Source organism: Actinoallomurus soli, assembly GCF_024055715.1.
Lineage (GTDB): Bacteria > Actinomycetota > Actinomycetes > Streptosporangiales > Streptosporangiaceae > Actinoallomurus > Actinoallomurus soli.
Genome location: NZ_JAMXMV010000007.1, coordinates 53274 through 71961, shown reverse-complemented (window position 1 = coordinate 71961; position 18688 = coordinate 53274). Strand labels below are relative to the sequence as shown.

General features: G+C 74.4%; 19 protein-coding genes. 12 read left to right on the top strand and 7 right to left on the bottom strand.

Going from position 1 to position 18688, the window contains the following annotated elements:
• Nucleotides 1-132: 132 nt before the first annotated feature.
• Together efeB and NDW01_RS19080 are read right to left on the bottom strand one after the other, a co-directional pair.
• Nucleotides 133-1377 carry an iron uptake transporter deferrochelatase/peroxidase subunit gene (gene efeB / locus NDW01_RS19085; RefSeq protein ID WP_252822404.1) on the bottom strand — a complete coding sequence of 415 codons (1245 nt, stop codon included), beginning with the start codon at nucleotides 1375-1377 and terminating at the stop codon, nucleotides 133-135.
• Nucleotides 1377-2525 (bottom strand): EfeM/EfeO family lipoprotein, encoded by a 1149-nt coding sequence (locus NDW01_RS19080; protein WP_252822402.1) that lies wholly within the window; start codon nucleotides 2523-2525, stop codon nucleotides 1377-1379. The genes efeB and NDW01_RS19080 overlap by 1 nt, the downstream gene beginning before the upstream one ends.
• Nucleotides 2526-2900: 375 nt before the next feature.
• Here NDW01_RS19080 and NDW01_RS19075 point away from each other — a divergent pair, with 375 nt between their 5' ends.
• A complete protein-coding gene (locus NDW01_RS19075; RefSeq protein ID WP_252822400.1) occupies nucleotides 2901-3812 on the top strand; it encodes a sucrase ferredoxin in 912 nt (303 codons plus the stop codon).
• A gap of 156 nt (nucleotides 3813-3968) precedes the next feature.
• Nucleotides 3969-4265: a WhiB family transcriptional regulator gene (locus NDW01_RS19070; RefSeq protein WP_252778365.1), complete on the top strand. Its 297-nt coding sequence runs from the start codon at nucleotides 3969-3971 to the stop codon at nucleotides 4263-4265.
• 84 nt (nucleotides 4266-4349) lie between these two features.
• Here NDW01_RS19070 and NDW01_RS19065 read toward each other — a convergent pair whose 3' ends face one another.
• Both NDW01_RS19065 and NDW01_RS19060 read right to left on the bottom strand, forming a co-directional pair.
• The gene (locus tag NDW01_RS19065; protein WP_252822398.1) at nucleotides 4350-4526 is read right to left on the bottom strand and encodes a hypothetical protein; all 177 of its coding nucleotides are present in this window, start codon (nucleotides 4524-4526) and stop codon (nucleotides 4350-4352) included.
• A gap of 136 nt (nucleotides 4527-4662) precedes the next feature.
• Nucleotides 4663-5310 carry a phosphoribosyltransferase gene (locus NDW01_RS19060; RefSeq protein ID WP_252822396.1) on the bottom strand — a complete coding sequence of 216 codons (648 nt, stop codon included), beginning with the start codon at nucleotides 5308-5310 and terminating at the stop codon, nucleotides 4663-4665.
• A gap of 179 nt (nucleotides 5311-5489) precedes the next feature.
• On the opposite strand from NDW01_RS19060, the gene NDW01_RS19055 reads away from it, so the two are divergent.
• Together NDW01_RS19055 and NDW01_RS19050 are read left to right on the top strand one after the other, a co-directional pair.
• Nucleotides 5490-5963: a hypothetical protein gene (locus tag NDW01_RS19055; RefSeq protein WP_252822394.1), complete on the top strand. Its 474-nt coding sequence runs from the start codon at nucleotides 5490-5492 to the stop codon at nucleotides 5961-5963.
• A 115-nt stretch (nucleotides 5964-6078) separates the two neighbouring features.
• On the top strand, nucleotides 6079-6540 hold the full coding sequence (locus tag NDW01_RS19050; protein WP_252822392.1) for a hypothetical protein: 462 nt from the start codon (nucleotides 6079-6081) through the stop codon (nucleotides 6538-6540).
• A 10-nt stretch (nucleotides 6541-6550) separates the two neighbouring features.
• On the opposite strand, the gene NDW01_RS19045 is transcribed toward NDW01_RS19050, so the two are convergent.
• From NDW01_RS19045 to NDW01_RS19035, 3 genes are all read right to left on the bottom strand, one after another.
• Complete coding sequence (locus NDW01_RS19045) at nucleotides 6551-7393, bottom strand: TauD/TfdA dioxygenase family protein (protein WP_252822390.1); 843 nt, start codon at nucleotides 7391-7393, stop codon at nucleotides 6551-6553.
• A 91-nt stretch (nucleotides 7394-7484) separates the two neighbouring features.
• Entirely contained in the window at nucleotides 7485-9032 is a 1548-nt protein-coding gene (locus NDW01_RS19040; protein ID WP_252822388.1) for a glycerol-3-phosphate dehydrogenase/oxidase, read from the bottom strand.
• A complete protein-coding gene (locus tag NDW01_RS19035) occupies nucleotides 9029-9613 on the bottom strand; it encodes a TetR/AcrR family transcriptional regulator (RefSeq protein WP_252822386.1) in 585 nt (194 codons plus the stop codon). Before NDW01_RS19035 ends, NDW01_RS19040 begins: the two co-directional genes overlap by 4 nt.
• 55 nt (nucleotides 9614-9668) lie before the next feature.
• On the opposite strand from NDW01_RS19035, the gene NDW01_RS19030 reads away from it, so the two are divergent.
• The 8 genes from NDW01_RS19030 to NDW01_RS18995 all read left to right on the top strand — a co-directional run bounded on the left by NDW01_RS19030 (nucleotide 9669) and on the right by NDW01_RS18995 (nucleotide 18528).
• Nucleotides 9669-11237: an FAD-binding oxidoreductase gene (locus NDW01_RS19030; RefSeq protein ID WP_252822891.1), complete on the top strand. Its 1569-nt coding sequence runs from the start codon at nucleotides 9669-9671 to the stop codon at nucleotides 11235-11237.
• Between the two features lie 96 nt (nucleotides 11238-11333).
• On the top strand, nucleotides 11334-12221 hold the full coding sequence (locus NDW01_RS19025) for a diacylglycerol/lipid kinase family protein (RefSeq protein WP_252822384.1): 888 nt from the start codon (nucleotides 11334-11336) through the stop codon (nucleotides 12219-12221).
• An 80-nt stretch (nucleotides 12222-12301) separates the two neighbouring features.
• A complete protein-coding gene (locus NDW01_RS19020; protein WP_252822382.1) occupies nucleotides 12302-13204 on the top strand; it encodes a hypothetical protein in 903 nt (300 codons plus the stop codon).
• Nucleotides 13205-13295: 91 nt separating this feature from the next.
• Complete coding sequence (locus NDW01_RS19015) at nucleotides 13296-13688, top strand: YccF domain-containing protein (protein WP_252778356.1); 393 nt, start codon at nucleotides 13296-13298, stop codon at nucleotides 13686-13688.
• A 128-nt stretch (nucleotides 13689-13816) separates the two neighbouring features.
• On the top strand, nucleotides 13817-14353 hold the full coding sequence (locus NDW01_RS19010; protein WP_252822379.1) for a hypothetical protein: 537 nt from the start codon (nucleotides 13817-13819) through the stop codon (nucleotides 14351-14353).
• Between the two features lie 220 nt (nucleotides 14354-14573).
• Nucleotides 14574-15998, top strand: coding sequence for a metallophosphoesterase family protein (locus NDW01_RS19005; RefSeq protein ID WP_252822369.1), 1425 nt, complete (start codon nucleotides 14574-14576; stop codon nucleotides 15996-15998).
• Between the two features lie 101 nt (nucleotides 15999-16099).
• Nucleotides 16100-16633, top strand: a complete 534-nt coding sequence (locus tag NDW01_RS19000) for a DUF4234 domain-containing protein (RefSeq protein ID WP_252822366.1) — start codon at nucleotides 16100-16102, stop codon at nucleotides 16631-16633.
• A 140-nt stretch (nucleotides 16634-16773) separates the two neighbouring features.
• A complete protein-coding gene (locus NDW01_RS18995) occupies nucleotides 16774-18528 on the top strand; it encodes a bifunctional 3'-5' exonuclease/DNA polymerase (RefSeq protein WP_252822364.1) in 1755 nt (584 codons plus the stop codon).
• Nucleotides 18529-18688 lie beyond the last annotated feature (160 nt).

Below are 18688 nucleotides of genomic sequence, written 5' to 3'. Positions count from 1 at the left end.
ACGCTGACAGAAGGTGACGCGTGCGTGAACAGGACACCATGGCTACTTCAAATCTCTTTAGACGATCTTTATCTAACTCGGGGTCATCTGTCCCGTGAATGACCGATTCGACCCGTTTAGGGCCTGCGACGGTCAGCTCAGGAGGGCGCGGGCGAAGAAGTCCGAGGCGTCACGGACGCCGGGCAGGGCGAAGAAGTAGCCGCCGCCGAACGGCCGGATGTAGTCGGTGAGCGGCTCGTCCGCCAGCCGGGTCTGCACCGCCTCGAACTGCCGCGCGATGTCCTGCTGGTAACAGCTGAAGACCAGCCCCATGTCGAGGTCGCCGACCGCGTCCACGCCGCGGTCGTAGTTGAAGCTGCGGCGCAGGATCCGGCTGTCGGCGGTCTGCGGCGTGCGCGGGTTGGCCAGCCGGATGTGGCTCGTCAGCGGGATGACCTTGCCGATCGGGTCCGCGGTGTACCGGGGCTCGTCGAGCTCGTGGTTCCCGTCGAGGGGGGCGCCGGTGTCCCGCGCCCGGCCGAACATCTGCTCCTGCTCGGCGAGCCCCACCCGGTCCCAGAACTCCACGAGCATCCGGATGAGCCGGATCACGACGTACGAGCCGCCGGCCGTCCAGGCCGGCTCCGGCGCGTGCCGGCCCTGGCCGGTCGTGCCGGGGGCGGCCCAGACCAGACGGCTCATCTCCCGTGCGTCCGCCGCGTCGGGGTTGGCGATGCCGTCCTTGAAGCCCATGAGGTTGCGCGGCGTGCCGCTGGGCCGCGGCGGGCTGGCGAAGCCGTTGATCCGCCACCGCACCTGCATGCCGCCGCGCGTGTGCCGGGCGACGTCGCGCAGCGCGTGCACGACCGTGTCCTCCTCGTCGGCCGACAGCTGCAGGCTCAGGTCGCCGTGGCACCAGGCCGGGTCGAGCGAGTCGTTGGGGAAGGTCCGCATCGGCGTCAGGCCGGGCGGCTTCCGCGCCGCCAGTCCGTACCGGTCGTCGAACAGGGACGCGCCGACCCCGACCGTCATCATCAGCCCGCCGCCGGGCACCTCGGGCCCGAGCACCCCCGAGTCGGCGGGCGGCGCGCTGATCCCGGCGTCCACGGGCGTGCCTCCGGCGGTCAGCGCGCGGGCGCGGTCGGTGAGCGTGCGGAACAGCTCGGTGAGCTCGCCGCGACCCGTCGCGACGACGTCGAACGACACGACGACGGTCCGCCGCCTCGGCCGCTCGAGGATGCCGGCCTGGTGCGCGCCGTGGAACGAACGCGCCGCGGTCCGGTCGGCGGCGGAGTCGGTCACGGCGCCGGCCGCACGGGCGGCGGAGGGACCGGCGACGGCGCCGGCCACGCCGGCGGCCAGGGCGCCGCGCAGGAAGGATCGGCGGTCGGAGGGCATCATCCCGCTCCCTGGGGGCGACGACGGGGGGCGCAGATCGTGGCGATCGGGGCGAGGCGTTCGAGCAGGTCTCCCGCGGCGCCGTTCAGGCGCTCGCGGTCGATGCGCGAGAGCGCGCCGACCGACGAGCGGCCCTTCAGCAGGGCGTCCATCCGGTCCATCGACGCGTCGACGGCGGCCAGGCCCGTGTAGCGGGGGCGCAGCAGCGGGCGGAGCAGGCCGACGAGCTCCCGGGTGCCCTCGAGGTTGGCGGCGGCGGTCCGCAGCGTCGTGCCGCTGCCCTGGTCGGCCTCACCGGTCAGCTGGAACTGCAGGGTGTTCTCCAGGATCTCGTGCGCGCGCAGCGGGAGATCGCCGGGCTCCATGCGCTCATCGGCCCACGAGGACCGCAGGGCGCGGACGTCGCGGGCGAGCCGGTCGGTCACGCCGGCCAGCGAGGCGGCGGACTCGCCGTGCCACAGGCCGTACTCCACGCGGTGGAACCCGGTGAAACCCGCGTCGTGGACGCCTCCGGGGAGCCCTGCCGGGAGGCCGTCGATCCGGCCGTCGAAGTCGCCGAACGTGCCGTACGCGGCCCCGAGACGCTCGTACGCCAGGTGCGCCGGCGTCCAGGCGGCCCGTGCCGCGCCGAGGTCGCCGTCGTCGACGGCGGACCGCAGGGCGTCGGTCCTGTCGACCAGGCGGTCGAGGCCGGTGGAGACGTACGCCTGGTAGGCCCGCGTCGGCGCGTACAGGTCGTTCTCGGAGACCGGGACGATCCCCGGTGTCCCGCCTCCGGCGCCGGTGATCCGCGTCACGGGGCCGGTGACCGGGTCGGCGGGTCCGTCCTGCGCGCAGCGGAAGGCGTACGAGCCGGGGCCGAGCGCGATCCGCAGCGAGCGGACGGTCCCGGGGCCCATTCCCTCCAGCTCGGCGTAGACCGCGCCCGTCCGAGGGTCGAGCAGGGTGACGTTCGTCGACGTGTCGCCGTCGTTGCGCAGCGGCAGCACCTGCGGGCCCGGCCGCAGCGGCACCCGGCCGGTGCCGCAGCCCGAGGCGCCGGCCTCGATCGCGGGCGCCGCCGACGGCGCCTTCGGCGCCGGGCGCGTACCGTCGCCGGCCATGGCGAGCAGCAGGGCCGCGCCCGCTGCGAGCGCCGGCAAGCGCATGACGACTCCATCGGGTCTTCGAGGGGACCGGCGCGCGGCCGTCCCCGGTCGGTGGTCACCGGCCGCGCCGGCGCGTTGATCGCCGGGCGGGCGGACCCCGACACTCTAGAACGCCGCGACCGGCGGTCACGCCCCGGATCCGGCACGGGCTCGGGCTTCGTGCGGCAGTTCACGTCCGCGTAACCAGGGCTTCACCAGGGCCTTCTCCCCGCCTTACCCCCGAAGCGGGCGGAGGGAGGTTAGGTTAGTCTCACCTAATAACGTGGACGTGAGCGATCACGACCCAGCGCCGGCCGCGGTCCAGCGCCGATTCCGACGGCACTGATCATGACCGGCGCCGACTCCGACGCAGCCGATCGATCGACAGGGGGCCCCTTGGCGGACCACCGCTGTGCACACTGTCCGGGAAGTCACACGGGGGAGCGCCCGTGCCTGGCCAGTGCCACGACCGGAGCGCGCTCGTGGCTGCTGATCGAGCATCCGGGGCCGTGGGCCGAACGCGTCGAGGCCACCGCGGTGCCGGGGCCGGTCGCCGACGTCCTCCGCCGGGCCGGACGGCACGGCGTGCGCGTCCAGTTCATCCGGGCCCCGCGTGGGAGACGCCCGACGCCTCCGCTGTGGGTGTACACCGGTTTCTCCGGCGACGGCGCCCCCGACGGCCGGCCCGTGACGCCCTGGCTGGAAGGGCGGGAGCTGACCCGCCCGGAGGAACTGGCCGGCCTGGACCTGGCGGCGGTGGCGGCCGGGCGGCCTCCCGGGTTCGGCGGGCCGGTCGCGGATCCGCTTCTGCTCGTCTGCGCGCACGGCCGCCGGAACGCCTGCTGCGCGCGGACCGGCGCCCCGCTGGCCCGCGCCCTGCGCGAGCGCTTCGGATCACAAGTGTGGGAAACGACACATGTCGGCGGTGACCGCTACGCCGCCAACCTCGTCTGCCTCCCGCACGGTCTGTACTACGGCGACCTGGACGAACGGCGCGCGGTGGCGGCCGCGGCGGCCTACCGGTACGGAGAAGTGGTGCTCGACCGCTACCGTGGACGTGCGGGCCTGCCCGAGCCGGTGCAGGCCGCCGAGCACTTCGTGCGGGCGCACACCGGGATCCTCGCCGTGGGCGGCGTCGCGGTGGAGTCGATGGTCGGAGACACCGCCGTCGTACGCGCCGGCCAGGCGCGATACCGCGTCCGGGTCGCGCGGGCGGACCTCGGCGGCTGCGGCGCGGAGTGTTCGGAGAACCTCGCCACGTATGTTAAAAGGGACCTGGCCCTTCTCAACGGGGCGGCCCTCGTGTAGCCTCTCCGAGGCCCTATTCGCCGTTCCCGAGGGGACACGGCGGCTCTCGGGGAACATCACGGCGCTTCAAGACGTTGCAAGATTTTGCGCGCTTCTTACTGCTGTAGCGCCCGTGACCGAAATTTGCTCACCAGCAAGCTACGAGGTGGTAGTTCTATGGCTCAGGTACGTCGGCAGGCAAACCTCCCCCGTCCCAGCTGGGGCTGGCAGGACGCTGCCGAGTGCCGGGGGGAGGACCTCATCCTGTTCTTCGGCCCCGACGGCGAGCGTCAGCCGGAGCGTGAGATCCGCGAGCGTAAGGCCAAGGCCGTGTGCATGCGCTGCCCCGTGCGCACCGAATGCCTTGACTACGCCGTCTCCCGGCCCGAGAAGTACGGCACATGGGGCGGCCTGAACGAAGACGAGCGCGCGTCCGAGCGTCGCCGTCGCATGCGTCGCGCCAACGCCGCGTAGCGTTTCCCCCGCTACCCGCGGCCGCGCGACCAGGGCCCGACGACTGCGGGCCGAACGGCGAGAGCGCCGAAAATCTCAGATGCTTCACCCCTTCATGCGGCGGGCGGACCATTCCCCCGAGAGCCGGGCGACCTCTTCGAGTGCGCCCGGCTCGCTGCACGGATGACCCGTGCCAGGCGCCATCACGGTCGCCGTCTCGGTCGTCATCCGTGCGGCCGCCCGCCCGCTCGGCGACCGCACGTCCAGGTCGCGTCCGCCCACGATCAACAGTGTAGGCGCACGTACGACCGCTGAGGACTGGCCGACGAGGCCGGGCGGCCGCCGCGGGACACCACCGCGGCGGCGCGCCGGCGGCCACTCCGGCTGCGCGAACTCCCACGTCACGGCGGGGAGGGCGTCAGAGCAGCCTCTGCACGTCGTCGTCGGACAACTGGTCGAAGCGCACGTACCACTGCCCCACCGCGCGGAACGTCCAGGGGGCCGCCAGCACCACGACCTCGTCGGCGTCGCGGGCGAGGGCCTTCACCGTCTGCGCCGCTCCGACCGGTACGGCGAGCACGAGCCGCCGGGGTTCTCCCGCCCGGACCGCCGCGAGCGCGGCCCGTGCCGTACCGCCCGTGGCCAGGCCGTCGTCGACGACCACGACGTTCCGGTCCTTGACGGATGGCAGCGCCCGGTCCCCCCGGTAGGCCGCCACGCGGCGCGCGAGTTCGGCGCGCTCGCGTCGTACGGTCTCCTCCACATCCGCCCGGGTCAGCCCCACCCGGCGCATCAGGTCGGCGTCGAAGACGGGTTCCCCGCCCTCGGCGATCGCGCCCACGCCCAGCTCGGGCTGGCCCGGGCAGCCGATCTTCCGGGTCACCAGGACGCCGAGCGGCGCGTCCAGGCGCCGGGCGATCTCCCGGGCGACCGGTACGCCCCCGCGGGGCAGGGCGAGGATCAGCGGATCGGCGAGCCCCAGCGGCACGAGTTCCTCCGCGAGCAGGCGTCCGGCCTCGGCGCGATCGGTGAAGGGCAGCCGTACGCCCTGTCGGCTCCAACCCACGACGACCACCTCGCAGGGATGAGGGGGCCTTTGAGCGGCCTTTCATGGCAGCCCTACCCACAAAGATGAGGTGCATCCGGTCGTTCGGTGGGTACGAGATGTGAATACCGTCAATCCCCCAGCAAACGGGCAAATCTGCGGTACCGCCCCCGGCGGACCGTACGAAGGGGGCGAGGCGTGTGAACGGCGCTGAGAGGCGGTGGGACCCCGGGAGCCCGGCGGCCACGCGCGGCGAGGAGCCCCCTTCCCGCGCGACGCCCCGGCCGGCCGGCGACGAGGCCGCCCTGCCGTACGAGCGGGTGGACATGCTCATCCACCGTCTCTTCGAGGTCGGCCTGGACCTGCACGCCGCGCTGGGGCACATCCGCGAGCGCGTCGAGGTCGAGGTGGGCGCGCGAAAGATCTACGAGGCGATCTCCGCTCTGGACGAAGCGATCAAGGAATGCCGCGGCGTCGTCATCGACCTCTGGCCGCCCGAGCGGGGCGCGCCGGACGCCGGGCGCTCCGGCGTCACCCGGCCGGTCGAACGCGCCGACGGGCCGGGCGCTCCCCGTCCCGCCATCGCCGTGAACGGCGAGACGGACCGCCCCGAGGCGGTTCCTCCCTCCTGGTGTCCCGAGGAGGGGCCTGCGGCCGGCCCTCCGACGCGGTGACCCGTCCGGAGGTGCGCCGTTCGCCGGGAACGCGGGCCGGCCCGAGCCCGCGTCGGCTGAACGCCCATGGCGTGGCGTCCTCGCCAGTGACCCGGCGGCGTCCTACCGTGACGCTGTGATCGCGATGGAGCCCGTCCCCGCATGGTGCCTGGTCAACGGCGAGTGGATCGAGTGCGAGGACCCGGTGATGGCGGCCTGCGACCCGCAGGGCGGCGACGTGTACGCCGCGATGGCCGGGCTCGGGTTCGAGGCCTGGTGCCGGATCGGCGACGAGGGGTTCGCCGCCACCCCGCTGACGCTGACGGTCTACTCCCGCGAGAAGCCGCCCCTGCAGTTCCTGCTGCAGCTGGAGGGCAACGCCGGGAACGTCGTCGAGCATGTCTTCGCCGAGACCCTCCCCGACGCCATGAACCTGCTCGCGGCGTGGGCGCCGGTGGCCCAGGCCGGCGCCCTGGTCGAACTCGCCCGGCGGGCGCCGGCCGGCGACGGCGAGCCGTCCCCCGTCCTGGGGCCCCGGCTCGCACCGTCCCGGCCGTTCGCGCCGGGAGCGGCGCACGCGACCGCGGTGGAACCCTGAGCCGGGGGTCTCAGGCCTGCTGCGGGCCCTTCGGGACGCCGTCGTCGATCTCGGCGGGGGCGTTGATCGTGACCCGGTGCATCTTGCGGCGCTGGGTGTAGTCGGCGACCGCGTAGTGCTGAGTGGGACGGTTGTCCCAGAAGGCCAGCGTGCCGACCCGCCACTTCAGTCGCACCTGGAACTCCGGTGACCGGACGACGTCCTGCAGCAGCGGCAGGAGCGCCTCGTTCTCCCGGTCGTCCAGGCCGACGAGGCGGGTGGTCGAGCTGCGGTTGACGAACAGCGCCTTGCGGCCGGTCTCCGGATGGACGCGCACCACCGGATGCCGTACGGGCGGCCACCGGCGCTGCATCTCCGCCAGGTCGAGCCGGTGCCCCTTGGCGATGGCCTTCGTCACCGACATGGTCAGGTCGTGCTCGGCCTCCAGCTCGTCGCACAGCCGCTGGATCGACCGGGGCAGCGACTCGTAGGCCAGGTACATGTTCGCCCAGAGGGTGTCGCCGCCGACGTCGGGCAGGATCACCGCGCGCAGCAGCGACCCCATCGGAGGCACCGGCATGAAGGTGTTGTCGCTGTGCCAGGAGTCTCCGCCCTCGCCCTTGGGGTCCTTCTGATCCAGGATGTGGATGGCGCTGGCCGACGTCTTCATCGGCGGCTCGTTCAGCGTGCCGAACCGCCGCGCGAAGGCCAGGTGCTGCTCGTCGGTGATCTCCTGGTCGCGGAAGAACAGGACCAGGTGGTCGAGCAGGCCCCGGCGGATCTGCGCGACCTCTTCGTCCGACGGCGATTTCCGCAGGTCGAGTCCTGTCACCTCGGCGCCGATGTGCCGTGTCACGGGGTGGAATTCGATCATGTCGGGCCCTCCGTCGGTGCACCGCGCGAAGAAAAACAAGCAATCGCTAGGTTGCCACTTTTCCCCGCGCCTGACCACCCCGGGGCAACGGTCAGCGCGTGCCGGTCCCGCTCGGGGTGTGACTCAGCGCGCGGCGGGCGGTGGGGAGGGCGGCCTGCCGGTCGGCGGGGACGAGGCCGACGCGGGTGCGGCGGTCGAGGAGGTCGGACTCGTCGAGAGCGCCCTCGTGCAGGACGGCCCAGACCAGCTCGGCGCCGATGGTGGCCGAGCCGGGCGCGACCGGCTCGGCGAGGGAGGGGTCCGCCGCCGCGAGAGCCGCCACGGCGGTGGCCTCGGTGCCGTACCGGCGGACGAGGCGCATCGGCGCGGTCAGCCGGCCGAGGTCCGGAGCGGCGCCGACCAGCGGCAGCCGGGTCGTCCGGCACGGCCCGGCGGTGAGCCCGCGTCCCTCGATCGCCGCGTCCACGGCGTCCTGGGCCATCCGCCGGTAGGTGGTGAGCTTGCCGCCGACGACCGTGACCACGCCGTTCCGGCCGGTCAGGACGGCGTGCCGCCGGGACAGGTCGGCGGTGCGGCCGCCGGGACCGGCGAGCAGCGGGCGCAGCCCGGCGAACGCGCCCACGACGTCGGCGCGGCGCACGGGGACCTCGAGCGCCGAGTCGACGATGTCGAGCAGGAATCCGATCTCGGCCTCCGTCGGCCGCGGCACGTCCGGGATCGGGGCGTCCGCGGGCTCGTCCGTCAGCCCGACGTAGACCCGGCCGTCGTCCTGGGGCAGGACGAGGGCGAACCGCCCGGTCGTCCCCGGAACGGGCAGGTGCAGCCCGGCGAGCGGCGCGCCGAGCGTCTCGGCCCGCAGCACGAGGTGGGTGCCGCGGGAGGGGCGCAGCCGTACGCCGTCGGCGAGCTCCCCGGCCCACACCCCGGTCGCGTTGATCACGGCGCGGGCCCGGATGACGTGCTCCGCCCCGGTCGCCTCGTCCCGTACGTCCGCGCCGTCGCCGCGCAGGGCGAGGGCCCGGCAGCGGGTGATGATCCGGGCGCCGTGCGCGGCCGCCGTCCGCGCGATCGCCGTCACCAGGCGGGCGTCGTCGGCGAGCTGGCCGTCCCAGGACAGGATGCCGCCGCGCAGCCCGTACGAGCGCAGCGCGGGCACCAGCCGCAGCGTCTCCACGGCGGACAGCCGGCGCGGGCGGGGGAGGACCGCGCGGCGCGTGCGCGCGCTGAGCCGGAGCAGGTCGCCGGCCCGCACCCCGGCCATGGACAGGGTCGCCGCCGAACCGGAGACCAGCGGCGTGAGCGGCAGCACGAACGGCAGGGCGTGCACGAGGTGCGGGGCGGTGCGCGCCATGAGCACGCCGCGCTCGACCGCGCTCTCGTGGGCGATGCCGAGCTGCCCGGAGGCCAGGTACCGAAGGCCGCCGTGCACGAGCTTCGAGCTCCACCGGGAGGTGCCGAAGGCGAGGTCGTGCGCGTCGACGGCGGCGACCGACAGGCCGCGGGAGGCCGCGTCGAGGGCGACGCCGGCTCCGGTCGCCCCGAGCCCGACGACCAGGACGTCGACGACCTCGCCGGCGCTGAGCGCGGCCAGGTCGCGGGTCCGCCGGGCGGCGTTCAGCGAGGAGGTCGAGGCCGTCATGGCGCGAGGTACCGGTCGAGGATCTGCCGCAGCTCGTCGTCGAAGGCCTGCGGCGACAGGGCCGGGGCGCCGTCGGCGACGATGTGCCCGGACATGGCGAAGGACTGCACGATGAGCAGGACGGCGCGGGCCTGCCGTGCGGGGTCGCCGGCGCGGATGGTGCCATCGCGGTGCCCGGCGCGCAGGGTCTTCTCGAAGGCGCGCAGCATGGCGTCCTGGGTGGTGCCGCGCCGCTGCAGGAGGTACGGCAGGAGGACCTCGGGGTCGACCTCCAGGATCTTGTGGAACAGCGGGTGCCCGCGGAGCGCGGCCACGCCCGCGACGAGCGCCTCGACCGCCTGCGGCCGGACCGGCGCGCCGTCGGCGGGCGGGGTGACGCGGGCGACGACGCTCGCCCACTCACGGGTCATCAGGTCGGCGACGAGGGTGCGCACGTCCGGCCAGCGCCGGTAGATCGTCATGCGGGAAACGCCGGCGCGCCGCGCGACGTCGGTGAGCGTCGTGCGCCGTACTCCGACGGCGAGGACGCAGTCACGGGCGGCGTCGAGCATCGCGTCCTTCTTGTGACGAATGGACGTCATGTGTAACAGTGTAAATCCCCTCAGAGTTCGCAGGAAGGGAGGGGCCGTGCCGACGATGCGCTGGAACGGCTGGGGCGATCCGGACCGGGCCGCCCCGCTGCCCGACTCCGTCGTGGGGCTGCTGCGGGAGCTGCTCGGCGTCCGGCCGGACCCCGTCCCGCCGGTGCCGCTCGCGGAGGTGGCGCCGCCCGCGCCGGCCCCCGCCGTGCGGGCGCTGGCGGAGATCGTGGGCCCCGACGCGGTGCTGACCGACGACGAGACGCGGATCCGGCACACCCGCGGCAAGTCCACGCCGGACCTGCTGCGCATCCGCGCGGGCGACGCGGGCGCGGCCCCGGACGCCGTCGTGCTCCCCGCCGGCCACGAGCAGGTCCTGGCCGTCCTGGACCGGTGTTCGCGCGAGCGCGTCGCGGTCGTCCCCTTCGGCGGCGGGACGTCGGTCGTCGGCGGTCTCGCCGCGGCGGGGGAGGGGTTCGCCGGCGTGGTGGCCCTCGACCTGCGGCGCCTGGACCGGGTCACCGCGCTCGACACCGTCGCGCGGACCGCGACCCTCCAGGCCGGCCTGCGCGCCCCGCGCGCCGAGGGCCTGCTGGCCGAGCGCGGCTTCACGCTCGGCCACTACCCCCAGTCGTACGAATGGGCGACGATCGGCGGGTTCGCCGCCACGCGGTCCTCCGGCCAGGCGTCGGCGGGCTACGGCCGGTTCGACGAGATGGTGGCCGGGCTGACCGTCGCCACGCCTCGCGGCACCCTGACGCTCGGCCGGGCCCCGAAGTCCGCGGCAGGCCCCGACCTGCGGGAGCTGGTGCTCGGCTCCGAGGGCGCCTTCGGCGTGATCACGGACGTGACCGTACGGATCCGTCCCCTGCCGGAGGCGCGCCGGTACGAGGGCTGGCGGTTCCCGACGTTCGCGGAGGGCGCCGCCGCGGTGCGGGCCCTGGCCCAGGACGGGCCGATGCCGACCGTGCTCCGGCTGTCCGACGAGACCGAGACGGTGATCGGCCTGGCCCGGCCCGGCGAGCTCGGCGGAACGCACGGTGGCGGCTGCCTGGCGGTCTGCGGGTACGAGGGCGGCCCGGACGACGTGGCGGCGCGCCGTGCGGGCGCGCACGCCGTCCTGACCGCGCACGGCGGGGATCCGCTCGGCGACGCGCCCGGGGAGAGCTGGGCCGCGGGGCGGTTCTCCGCGCCGTACCTCCGCGACGCCCTCCTCGACGTCGGCGCCTTCGCCGAGACGCTGGAGACCGCCGGCTTCTGGTCGGCGCTGCCGCGTCTCGCCGACGCCGTCCGGCAGACGCTGTCGCGCGAGCTGCCGTCGTCCCTGGTCATGTGCCACATCTCGCACGTCTACCGGGACGGGGCCTCGCTGTACTTCACCGTGGTCACCGCCCAGGGCGACGATCCCGTCGGGCGGTGGCGGCGCGCGAAGGCCGCCGTGAACGACGCGATCGTCGAGGCCGGCGGAACCATCACCCATCACCACGGCGTCGGCACCGACCACCGCGCCTGGCTCGCCCGTGAGATCGGCCCGCTCGGCGTCGACGTCCTGCGCGCGGTCAAGGACCGGCTCGACCCCGCCGGCATCCTCAACCCCGGCGTGCTCGTCCCGCCCGCGGGCCGATGACCCGTACGATCCGGCGGAGGACCCGTACGATCCGGCCGAGGGCGCGGCCGGCACAAGCGGGGCCGGACTCGCGGTACTGGAAGAAGGGTGCTCAGGATGCGTTCGTTCACCGCCGTGGTGAACCCCGCCGCGGGCGGCGACGCGGCCGCCCGGCTCATCCCGCTCGCGCGGCTGCTGCGCGAGGCCGGCGCGGAGATGACCGTGGAGTACAGCCGCAGCCTCGAGCACGCGGCCGAGCTCGCGCGGACCGCGGCGGACAAGGGCCACACGGTCGTCGCCGCGGGCGGTGACGGCATGGTCGGCGGGCTGGCCGGGGCCCTCGCCGGCACGGACGGCGTGCTCGGCATCCTGCCGGCGGGCCGGGGCAACGACTTCGCCCGCCAGCTCGGCCTGCCGGAGGAGCCGGACCGGCTCGCCGCCCTGCTCCTGGAGGCCGAGCCGAGACGGATCGACGCCATCGAGGTGACCACCCCGGACGGCGGGTCGCGCGTCGTCGCGGGCAGCGTGTACGCCGGGGTCGACTCCGTGGCGAACGTCCACATCAACCGCCTCACCCGCCTGCCCGGATCGCTCGCGTACTACCTCGGCCCGCTGCGCGCCATCGCGACCTGGCGGCCGGTCTCCTACCGCGTCACCGTCGACGGCGAGCTCCACGAGGAGCGCGGCTACACCGTCGTCGTCGCGAACTCCGGGTTCTACGGCTACGGCCTGCACATCGCGCCCGACGCGGCGGTCGACGACGGGCTCCTCGACGTCGTCATCATCCGGCACGCGCCGAAGCGGCTGTTCTTCGCCGTCATGCGGGAGCTCCCCAAGGGCACGCACGTCCACCGGCCGGTGGTCGAGGTGCTGCGGGGCCGGGAGGTGCGCGTCGAGGCCGACCGGGACATCCCGTACGGCGCCGACGGCGAACTGCTGGGCGACCTGCCGGCGACGGCGCGCGTGCTGCCCGGCGCGCTCAACGTGATCGCCGATCCGGCCTGACACTTGGCGCGAGGTTTACCGGCCTCAGAAGGCGACGGCGATACGGTCCCGGGTGTGCCGTGATTTCGGGGGCGATCACTGTGAAACACGCGCTGACCGCGATGGCGGGCATCGCGGTGGGCCTGCCGGTGCTGGCCGCCCTGGCGTCCCGGCACGACGGGCGGCCCGCCGGGGGACTGCCGGCCCGGTACGTGCCCTGGGCACGCGTCGGGCACCGCTTTCCGGGGACGTTCACGGACGGGCCCGAGCCGGACCACCGGGCCGTCCGCAGGACCGCCGCGTCCTCTCCCGGCCGGACACCGCGACCGGCCCCGCAGGCCCAGACGATGATCCACGGCCCGCTCACGGCCCCGTACCGCCGGCCGGTGCGCGAGGGTCCAGGCCGGCGCGCGCCGCTCGGCGAGGACCGCCCCGCCGAGCACCCGCCCGCGCCGGCGCCGGATCCGGCCGGCGAGCCGTCTCCGTCCCCGGCCGAGCTCCCAACGGGTGGTCCGGCGGAGACTCCGCCGGACCACCCGGCCGACCGGTCCTCACCGCATCCGTCCGACCGGTCCTCGCCGCGCCCGGCCGACCGGCCCTCCGGTGAGGGGCCGGCGCGCCCGGCCGACCTGGAGTTGTCCATCGTCGCGCCGCCCACCGTCCGGCCCGGCGGCCGTCTCTCGTACTCGGTGCGGCTGACCAACCACGGGCCCGGCACTCCCGGCCCGATCACGGTGCGCAGCGTGCTGCCGCCCGGCACCGTACGGACCGGGGCGTGGCTGCCCACGGGCGTCGACGGGTACACCGGCGCCCGTGAGACCGCGCTGGTGGTGCGCCGGCTCGAACCCGGCCGGTCGCTGGCCGCGCGGTTCGATGTCCGGGTGCCGCCGGACGCCCGTGGTGAGCTCGTCGCCCGGAGCCGGATCGCGGCGGTCGGCGGCGTGCCCGACCCGGTCCCCGACGACGACACGGCCCAGGTCTCCACCCTGATCCGCCCCCGGTGACCCGCGACTCCCGAGCGCCCTGGAACCGTCGCGTCTGACAGCACGTCTGACTGTCAGGACAGGACGTCACCGTCGGGAAGAAACAGGGGACATGCGGACCATCCTCAACATCATCTGGTTGATCCTCGCCGGGCTGTGGCTCGCGATCGGCTACTGCATCGCCGGGATCATCTGCTGCGTCCTCATCATCACGATCCCCTTCGGCATCGCCTCGTTCCGGATCGCGGCGTACGCGCTGTGGCCGTTCGGCAAGACGGTGGTCCGGCGGGGCGACGCGGGGGTGATGTCGGCGATCGGCAACGTCATCTGGTTCTTCGTCGCGGGGCTGTGGCTGGCCATCGGCCATCTGTTCACCGGGATCGCGCTGTGCGTCACCATCATCGGGATTCCTCTCGGCATCGCGAACTTCAAGCTCATTCCGGTGTCGCTGCTGCCGCTGGGACGCGAGATCGTCTCCACCGGCGACGCGCGCGCGTTCGCCTGAGCTGGCCGTGGCGGCGGGGTCGATCACGGCCCCGCCGCCGGGTTCGGCGGGCCAAGTCTCGGGTGAGAAAGATCATCCTCTTTGTTCGCGGGCTGGACAGCCGACGGCCGCCGGGACACACTTGCCCCATGTCAGCGGCCACGCCGTTGCCCAGGCAGGGCGACGTGTTCTTCGACTCCCGGGGAGCGGACCGTGCGCTGCGGCTCAGCCGCCACCCCGACGCCGGCGTCGTCGTGCTGAGCATCTGGAACGGCGGCGTGTGCCAGGGGACGTTCCGGCTCCCGTCGGACCAGATCGCCGTGCTGGCCGAGGCACTGCTGAGCGCGGCCCCGGAGACCCGGCCGCCGCTGCCGCAGACCGGCCAGTACGAGCCCCCGCCCGCCGAGCGGGACGAGCCCCCGGCCGAGCGGTACGAATCCTCGCCCGCCGGGCAGTACGAGCCTCCGCCCGCCGAGCGGTACGAACCGCGGCCCGCCGGCCGGTACGACTCCGCTCCGGCGGAAGGCGAGCCACGGCCTCCCGCGCCGTACGAACCAGGGACTCCGGGGCACTGCGAGGCCCGGCCCGCCGCGCCGTACGGACGGCCCGAGCCGTGTCCGGCGGGCGACGAGCCACCGCCGCGCGAGCGGGTCGAGCCGCAGCCGCCGGGCCGCACCGGGGCTTGAGGGCCCGTCCCAAAACCCCGCCGTCCTCCTGCGCGGTGCCCAAGTGGCGCCTCGCCGTGTCGCCACGGACGGCTCGCGCCGGTGACCTGGCCGGAATGTGCCGAACCGGCGGCGATGAGTGATCTTCGCTGCTAACGTGCCCATGGTGCCCCCCTCTTCCCGCGATTCCGCGGCCGGTGCCGGCTGGACGTGCCGGGAGCCGGGAACGTACACCTCGCTGATGCCCAGCCAGGCGCGGAGCCTGTCGTGGATCAATCCCGCGACGCTCTGGCGGGCCCGCAACGACGTCCTCGCGCGGTGGTTCGGCGACCCGACCGACGACGAACGGGCGCGCTGGGTCCGCGAGCAGTCGGCGCGGGGAGCACCGCCGGACTTCGCGATCGAGCGTGACGATCCGGGCTCCTTCTCCTTCATGGTCCTGGGGGACACGGGGGAGGGCGACGCCTCGCAGTACGCCGTGGTGCCGGGCTTCGAGCGGATCGCCGAGGGCACCCGGTTCGCGATCATCGCGAGCGACGTGATCTACCCGACCGGGAGCATCAACGACTACCCGGACAACTTCTTCCGCCCTTACCAGGGCTACGACGCCCCGATCTACGCCGTGCCCGGCAACCACGACTGGTACGACGGTCTTGGTGGGTTCATGCGCGTCTTCTGCGGCGCGCCCCCGCTGTCCCCGGACGGCCGGCCCAAGACGTTCTCGGCCGCGTGGTGGCGGCGGCTGTTCTGGAAGGAACCCGAGGTCGCCGACGAGGAGCGTCTCGCCGCGGCGGAGGCCCTGCGGGCCGCGCCGGAGCAGCGCGCGGTGCAGCCGGGACCGTACTGGGTGATGGACGCCGGTCCGCTGCGTCTCATCGGCATCGACACGGGCATCCTCGGCGGCATCGACGCAGACCAGGGCGCCTGGCTGCGCCGGGTGTCCCAGGGGCCGAAGCCGAAGATCCTCATCACGGGCAAGCCGCTGTACGTGGACGACGCGCACCATCCCGGCCCGATCGCGGGCGGCGGGACCGTGGACGAGATCGTCCGCGACCCGGCCTGCAACTACGTCGCGGCGATCGGCGGGGACATCCACAACTACCAGCGGTATCCGGTGCGGGTGGGCGATCGCGTGATTCAGTACATCGTGTCGGGTGGCGGCGGCGCCTTCATGCACGCGACCCACACGATCCCGCGCGTGAGCGTGGGCGGCGTCACCGAGGACGAGTTCCGCTGTTACCCCCTGCGCGGTGACTGCCTCTCGTTCTACAGCATGCTGTACGGCGGGAGGTTCCGGCTGCGGCGGTTGTTCGAGCTCACCGAGGACGAGGCGGCCGCGGTGATCGAACGGCGGCTCGGGATACCGCCGCACCGCGACATCTCCAGGGCGGCGGTGACGTGGCGTTCCAGGGTCGTCGCGTCGCTGCTCGGGGTGCCGTCGCGGCCGCATCGGCGGTCCCGCCTGCGGCTCCCGGTCCGGCGCATCTACCAGCGGTTCCTGTCCCCGGTGTCCGACTGGAACCGGCCGCCCCTGTTCAAGAGCTTCCTGCGCCTCGACGTCACGCCGGAACGCCTGCGGATCCGCTGCTTCGCCGCGACCGGATGCCGGGAACACGAGCTGGATCCGCCGCTCGAGGACGAACTGATCATCGATCTCGGGCGATAACGATTATTCGTGTGAACCGGTGGGCCGTGTCCGGCGTCTGACTCATGCACGAACGGCGGCTCCCGCTCTGCCGCGACCCCCCGACCTCAGGAGAGGCCTCAATGAGCAACCCCTACCCTCAGCAGCACCAGCAGTACGCGGGGGCGACGCCGCAGTACCAGGGGCAGCCCGGCTACCAGGGCATGGCGCAGGGACCCGGGCAGATGGTGCCCGCCCAGCACGGGCAGCCGGCCCTCATGGGCATCCAGATGAAGCGCCGGAACCCGGTCGGCGTGTGGCTGGGCCTCCCGCTGATCACCCTCGGCATCTACAACCTGGTCTGGTACTACAAGGTGCACAACGAGCTGTCGAACTTCGACCGTCGCCGTTCGGTCAGCGCCGGCGCGGCGCTGTGCTCGCTGCTGTTCGGGTGGATCACGCTCGGCATCTGGCCGCTCATCACCTACATCCAGCTGGCCGGGCACATCCGCAACGCCCAGCAGGCGGCCGGTCTCCAGCCCTCCTGCAGCGGCGGTCTGGGCTTCCTGCTCGGCATCTTCGGCTTCGGCACGCTGTACTACCAGATCGAGCTGAACAAGGTCGCCGACCGCTACGAGGGCGCGCCCGCCGGCGCCCAGGTCCCGCTCGCGGCCTGACGGGTCACCGCACGAGTCCCGTAGGTAGAGAAGTCCCGGAGAGGAAGGCCCTGGTCACAGGGCCTTCCTCGTTTTCGTCGGCGGCCGTCCGCCCGGTCCCGCCTGCCCGGAACGTCGGTGGGCCCGGGCAGAATCGACCCATGCGGATCGCAGTCGGCGCGGTGGGGGAGGGCGGGGTGCTGCGGCCGGTCGCGGACGACGGCACTCCTGCCGGACCCGCCGAGCCGGTCGCCGACCTCGTCGCCGCCATCGCCCGGCGCGAGGCCATGGCGTCCCGCCCCGGTGGAGCGCGAGGCGACGCCGCCGGGGACGACGTCGCGTCCCGGCGCGGAGGCGACGTCCCGGCGCGGCCCGGCGGCGACGCCCCGGAGCGACCCGGTCCGACGCGAGGCGACGCCGCGTCCCCGCCCGCCGGCATCCGCTGGGTGTGGCCCTCGACCGCCGGTCTCTATCCCCGCCTGCTCAGGGCGGGGGTCCGCGTCGCGCGCTGCCACGACCTCGAGCTGACCGAGACGCTCCTGCTCGGGCACGCGGGCCGCTTCGGCGAGCCGCGGTCCGTCGCGGCGGCCCTGGCCCGCCTGCGGGGAGACCCCGTCCCGGAGGACCCCGTCGCGGCCGGTGACCTGCCGACGCTGTTCGACGAGGGCCCGTCGGACGACATCGACGCCGTCGTCGCCGTCCACGCCGAGCAGCAGCGACGGGTCGCCGAGACCGGGTTGCGGATGCTCGCCGCCGCCGAGTCGGCGGGCGCGCTGGCCGCCGCGGAGATGGGCCACGACGGCCTCCCCTGGCGCGCCGACGTCCACGACGCGCTGCTCACCGGCCTCATGGGCCCGCGCCCGGCGCCGGGCCTGCGGCCGCGCGAGTTGCAGCGGCTGGCCGACCTGATCGGCGAGGCGCTGGGCCGCCGGATCAACCCGGACTCGCCGTCGCAGATCGTCAAGGCGTTCGCGCAGGCGGGCGTGCAGATCTCGTCGACCCGGTCGCACGTGCTGCGGCAGGTCGAGCATCCGGCCGCCCGGCTGCTGCTGGAGTACAAGGAGCTCGCCCGGCTGTACGTCGCGCACGGCTGGTCGTGGGCCGACACCTGGGTGCGCGACGGCCGGTTCCGCCCGGAGTACGTCGTCGGCGGCGTGGTCTCCGGGCGCTGGGCGACGAACGGCGGGGGAGCACTGCAGATCCCGAAGGTGCTGCGGCGCGCGGTCGTCGCCGATCCCGGATGGCGCCTCGTGGTCGCCGACGCCGCCCAGCTGGAGCCACGGGTGCTGGCCGCGCTCGCCGGGGACCAGGCGTTCGCCGCCGCGGCGGGTGAGAACGACCTCTACTCCGCGCTCGCGGGCGTCTTCGGCGGCGCCCGCGACAAGGCCAAGATCGCCCTGCTGTCCGCCATGTACGGCGGGACGAGCGGCGAGGCGCCGCAACTGCTGGCGGTGATGCGCCGCCGGTTCCCCGCCGCGTACGACTACGTGGAGGCGGCTGCCCGCGCCGGGGAGGCGGGGCGCGTGGTGCGGTCGCGGCTGGGCCGTACCTGCCCGCCGCCGTCGCCGGAGTGGCGCGATCTCGCCGTCCAGGACGGTGGCGGGTCGGCGGTGCGCAGCCGCGGCCGGTTCACGCGCAACTTCGTCGTCCAGGCCAGCGCCGCCGACTGGGCGCTCGTCCTCTTGGCGGCGCTGCGCCGCAGGCTGACCGCGCTGGGCTCCGGCGGCACCGCTCCCCGGCTGGTCTTCTTCCAGCACGACGAGGTGATCGTGCACGCGCCGCGGGAGCTCGCCGAGGCGGTGATCACCGCGATCCGGGACTCCGCGGCGGAGGCGCGCCGGCTGGTGTTCGGCGACACCCCGGTGCGCTTCCCGATGGAGGCGGTCGCGGTCGAGTGCTACGCGGACGCCAAATAACGCCCCGCCCCGGCCGGCGGCCGGATCGTGTCGGTCGGCGGACGGGGCCGGTTGCTCTGGCGTCCGGATCGCGCCGGTCGGCGGCCGGTCGGATCCTCCGGCGGCCGGGCCGCGTCGGCCGGGTCGCTTCTGCCGGGTCGCTTCTGCCGGCGGCCGGGCC

What these genes read in the sequence shown, in the direction of transcription:
- NDW01_RS19035 (WP_252822386.1), bottom strand. Translation starts at nt 9,613, where the DNA reads ATGACGTCCATTCGTCACAAGAAGGACGCGATGCTCGACGCCGCCCGT.
- NDW01_RS18995 (WP_252822364.1), top strand. Translation starts at nt 16,774, where the DNA reads ATGCGGATCGCAGTCGGCGCGGTGGGGGAGGGCGGGGTGCTGCGGCCG.
- NDW01_RS19005 (WP_252822369.1), top strand. Translation starts at nt 14,574, where the DNA reads ATGCCCAGCCAGGCGCGGAGCCTGTCGTGGATCAATCCCGCGACGCTC.
- NDW01_RS19040 (WP_252822388.1), bottom strand. Translation starts at nt 9,032, where the DNA reads ATGACGGCCTCGACCTCCTCGCTGAACGCCGCCCGGCGGACCCGCGAC.
- efeB (WP_252822404.1), bottom strand. Translation starts at nt 1,377, where the DNA reads ATGCCCTCCGACCGCCGATCCTTCCTGCGCGGCGCCCTGGCCGCCGGC.
- NDW01_RS19080 (WP_252822402.1), bottom strand. Translation starts at nt 2,525, where the DNA reads ATGCGCTTGCCGGCGCTCGCAGCGGGCGCGGCCCTGCTGCTCGCCATG.
- NDW01_RS19000 (WP_252822366.1), top strand. Translation starts at nt 16,100, where the DNA reads ATGAGCAACCCCTACCCTCAGCAGCACCAGCAGTACGCGGGGGCGACG.
- NDW01_RS19070 (WP_252778365.1), top strand. Translation starts at nt 3,969, where the DNA reads ATGGCTCAGGTACGTCGGCAGGCAAACCTCCCCCGTCCCAGCTGGGGC.
- NDW01_RS19025 (WP_252822384.1), top strand. Translation starts at nt 11,334, where the DNA reads ATGCGTTCGTTCACCGCCGTGGTGAACCCCGCCGCGGGCGGCGACGCG.
- NDW01_RS19010 (WP_252822379.1), top strand. Translation starts at nt 13,817, where the DNA reads ATGTCAGCGGCCACGCCGTTGCCCAGGCAGGGCGACGTGTTCTTCGAC.
- NDW01_RS19015 (WP_252778356.1), top strand. Translation starts at nt 13,296, where the DNA reads ATGCGGACCATCCTCAACATCATCTGGTTGATCCTCGCCGGGCTGTGG.
- NDW01_RS19030 (WP_252822891.1), top strand. Translation starts at nt 9,669, where the DNA reads ATGCGCTGGAACGGCTGGGGCGATCCGGACCGGGCCGCCCCGCTGCCC.
- NDW01_RS19045 (WP_252822390.1), bottom strand. Translation starts at nt 7,393, where the DNA reads ATGATCGAATTCCACCCCGTGACACGGCACATCGGCGCCGAGGTGACA.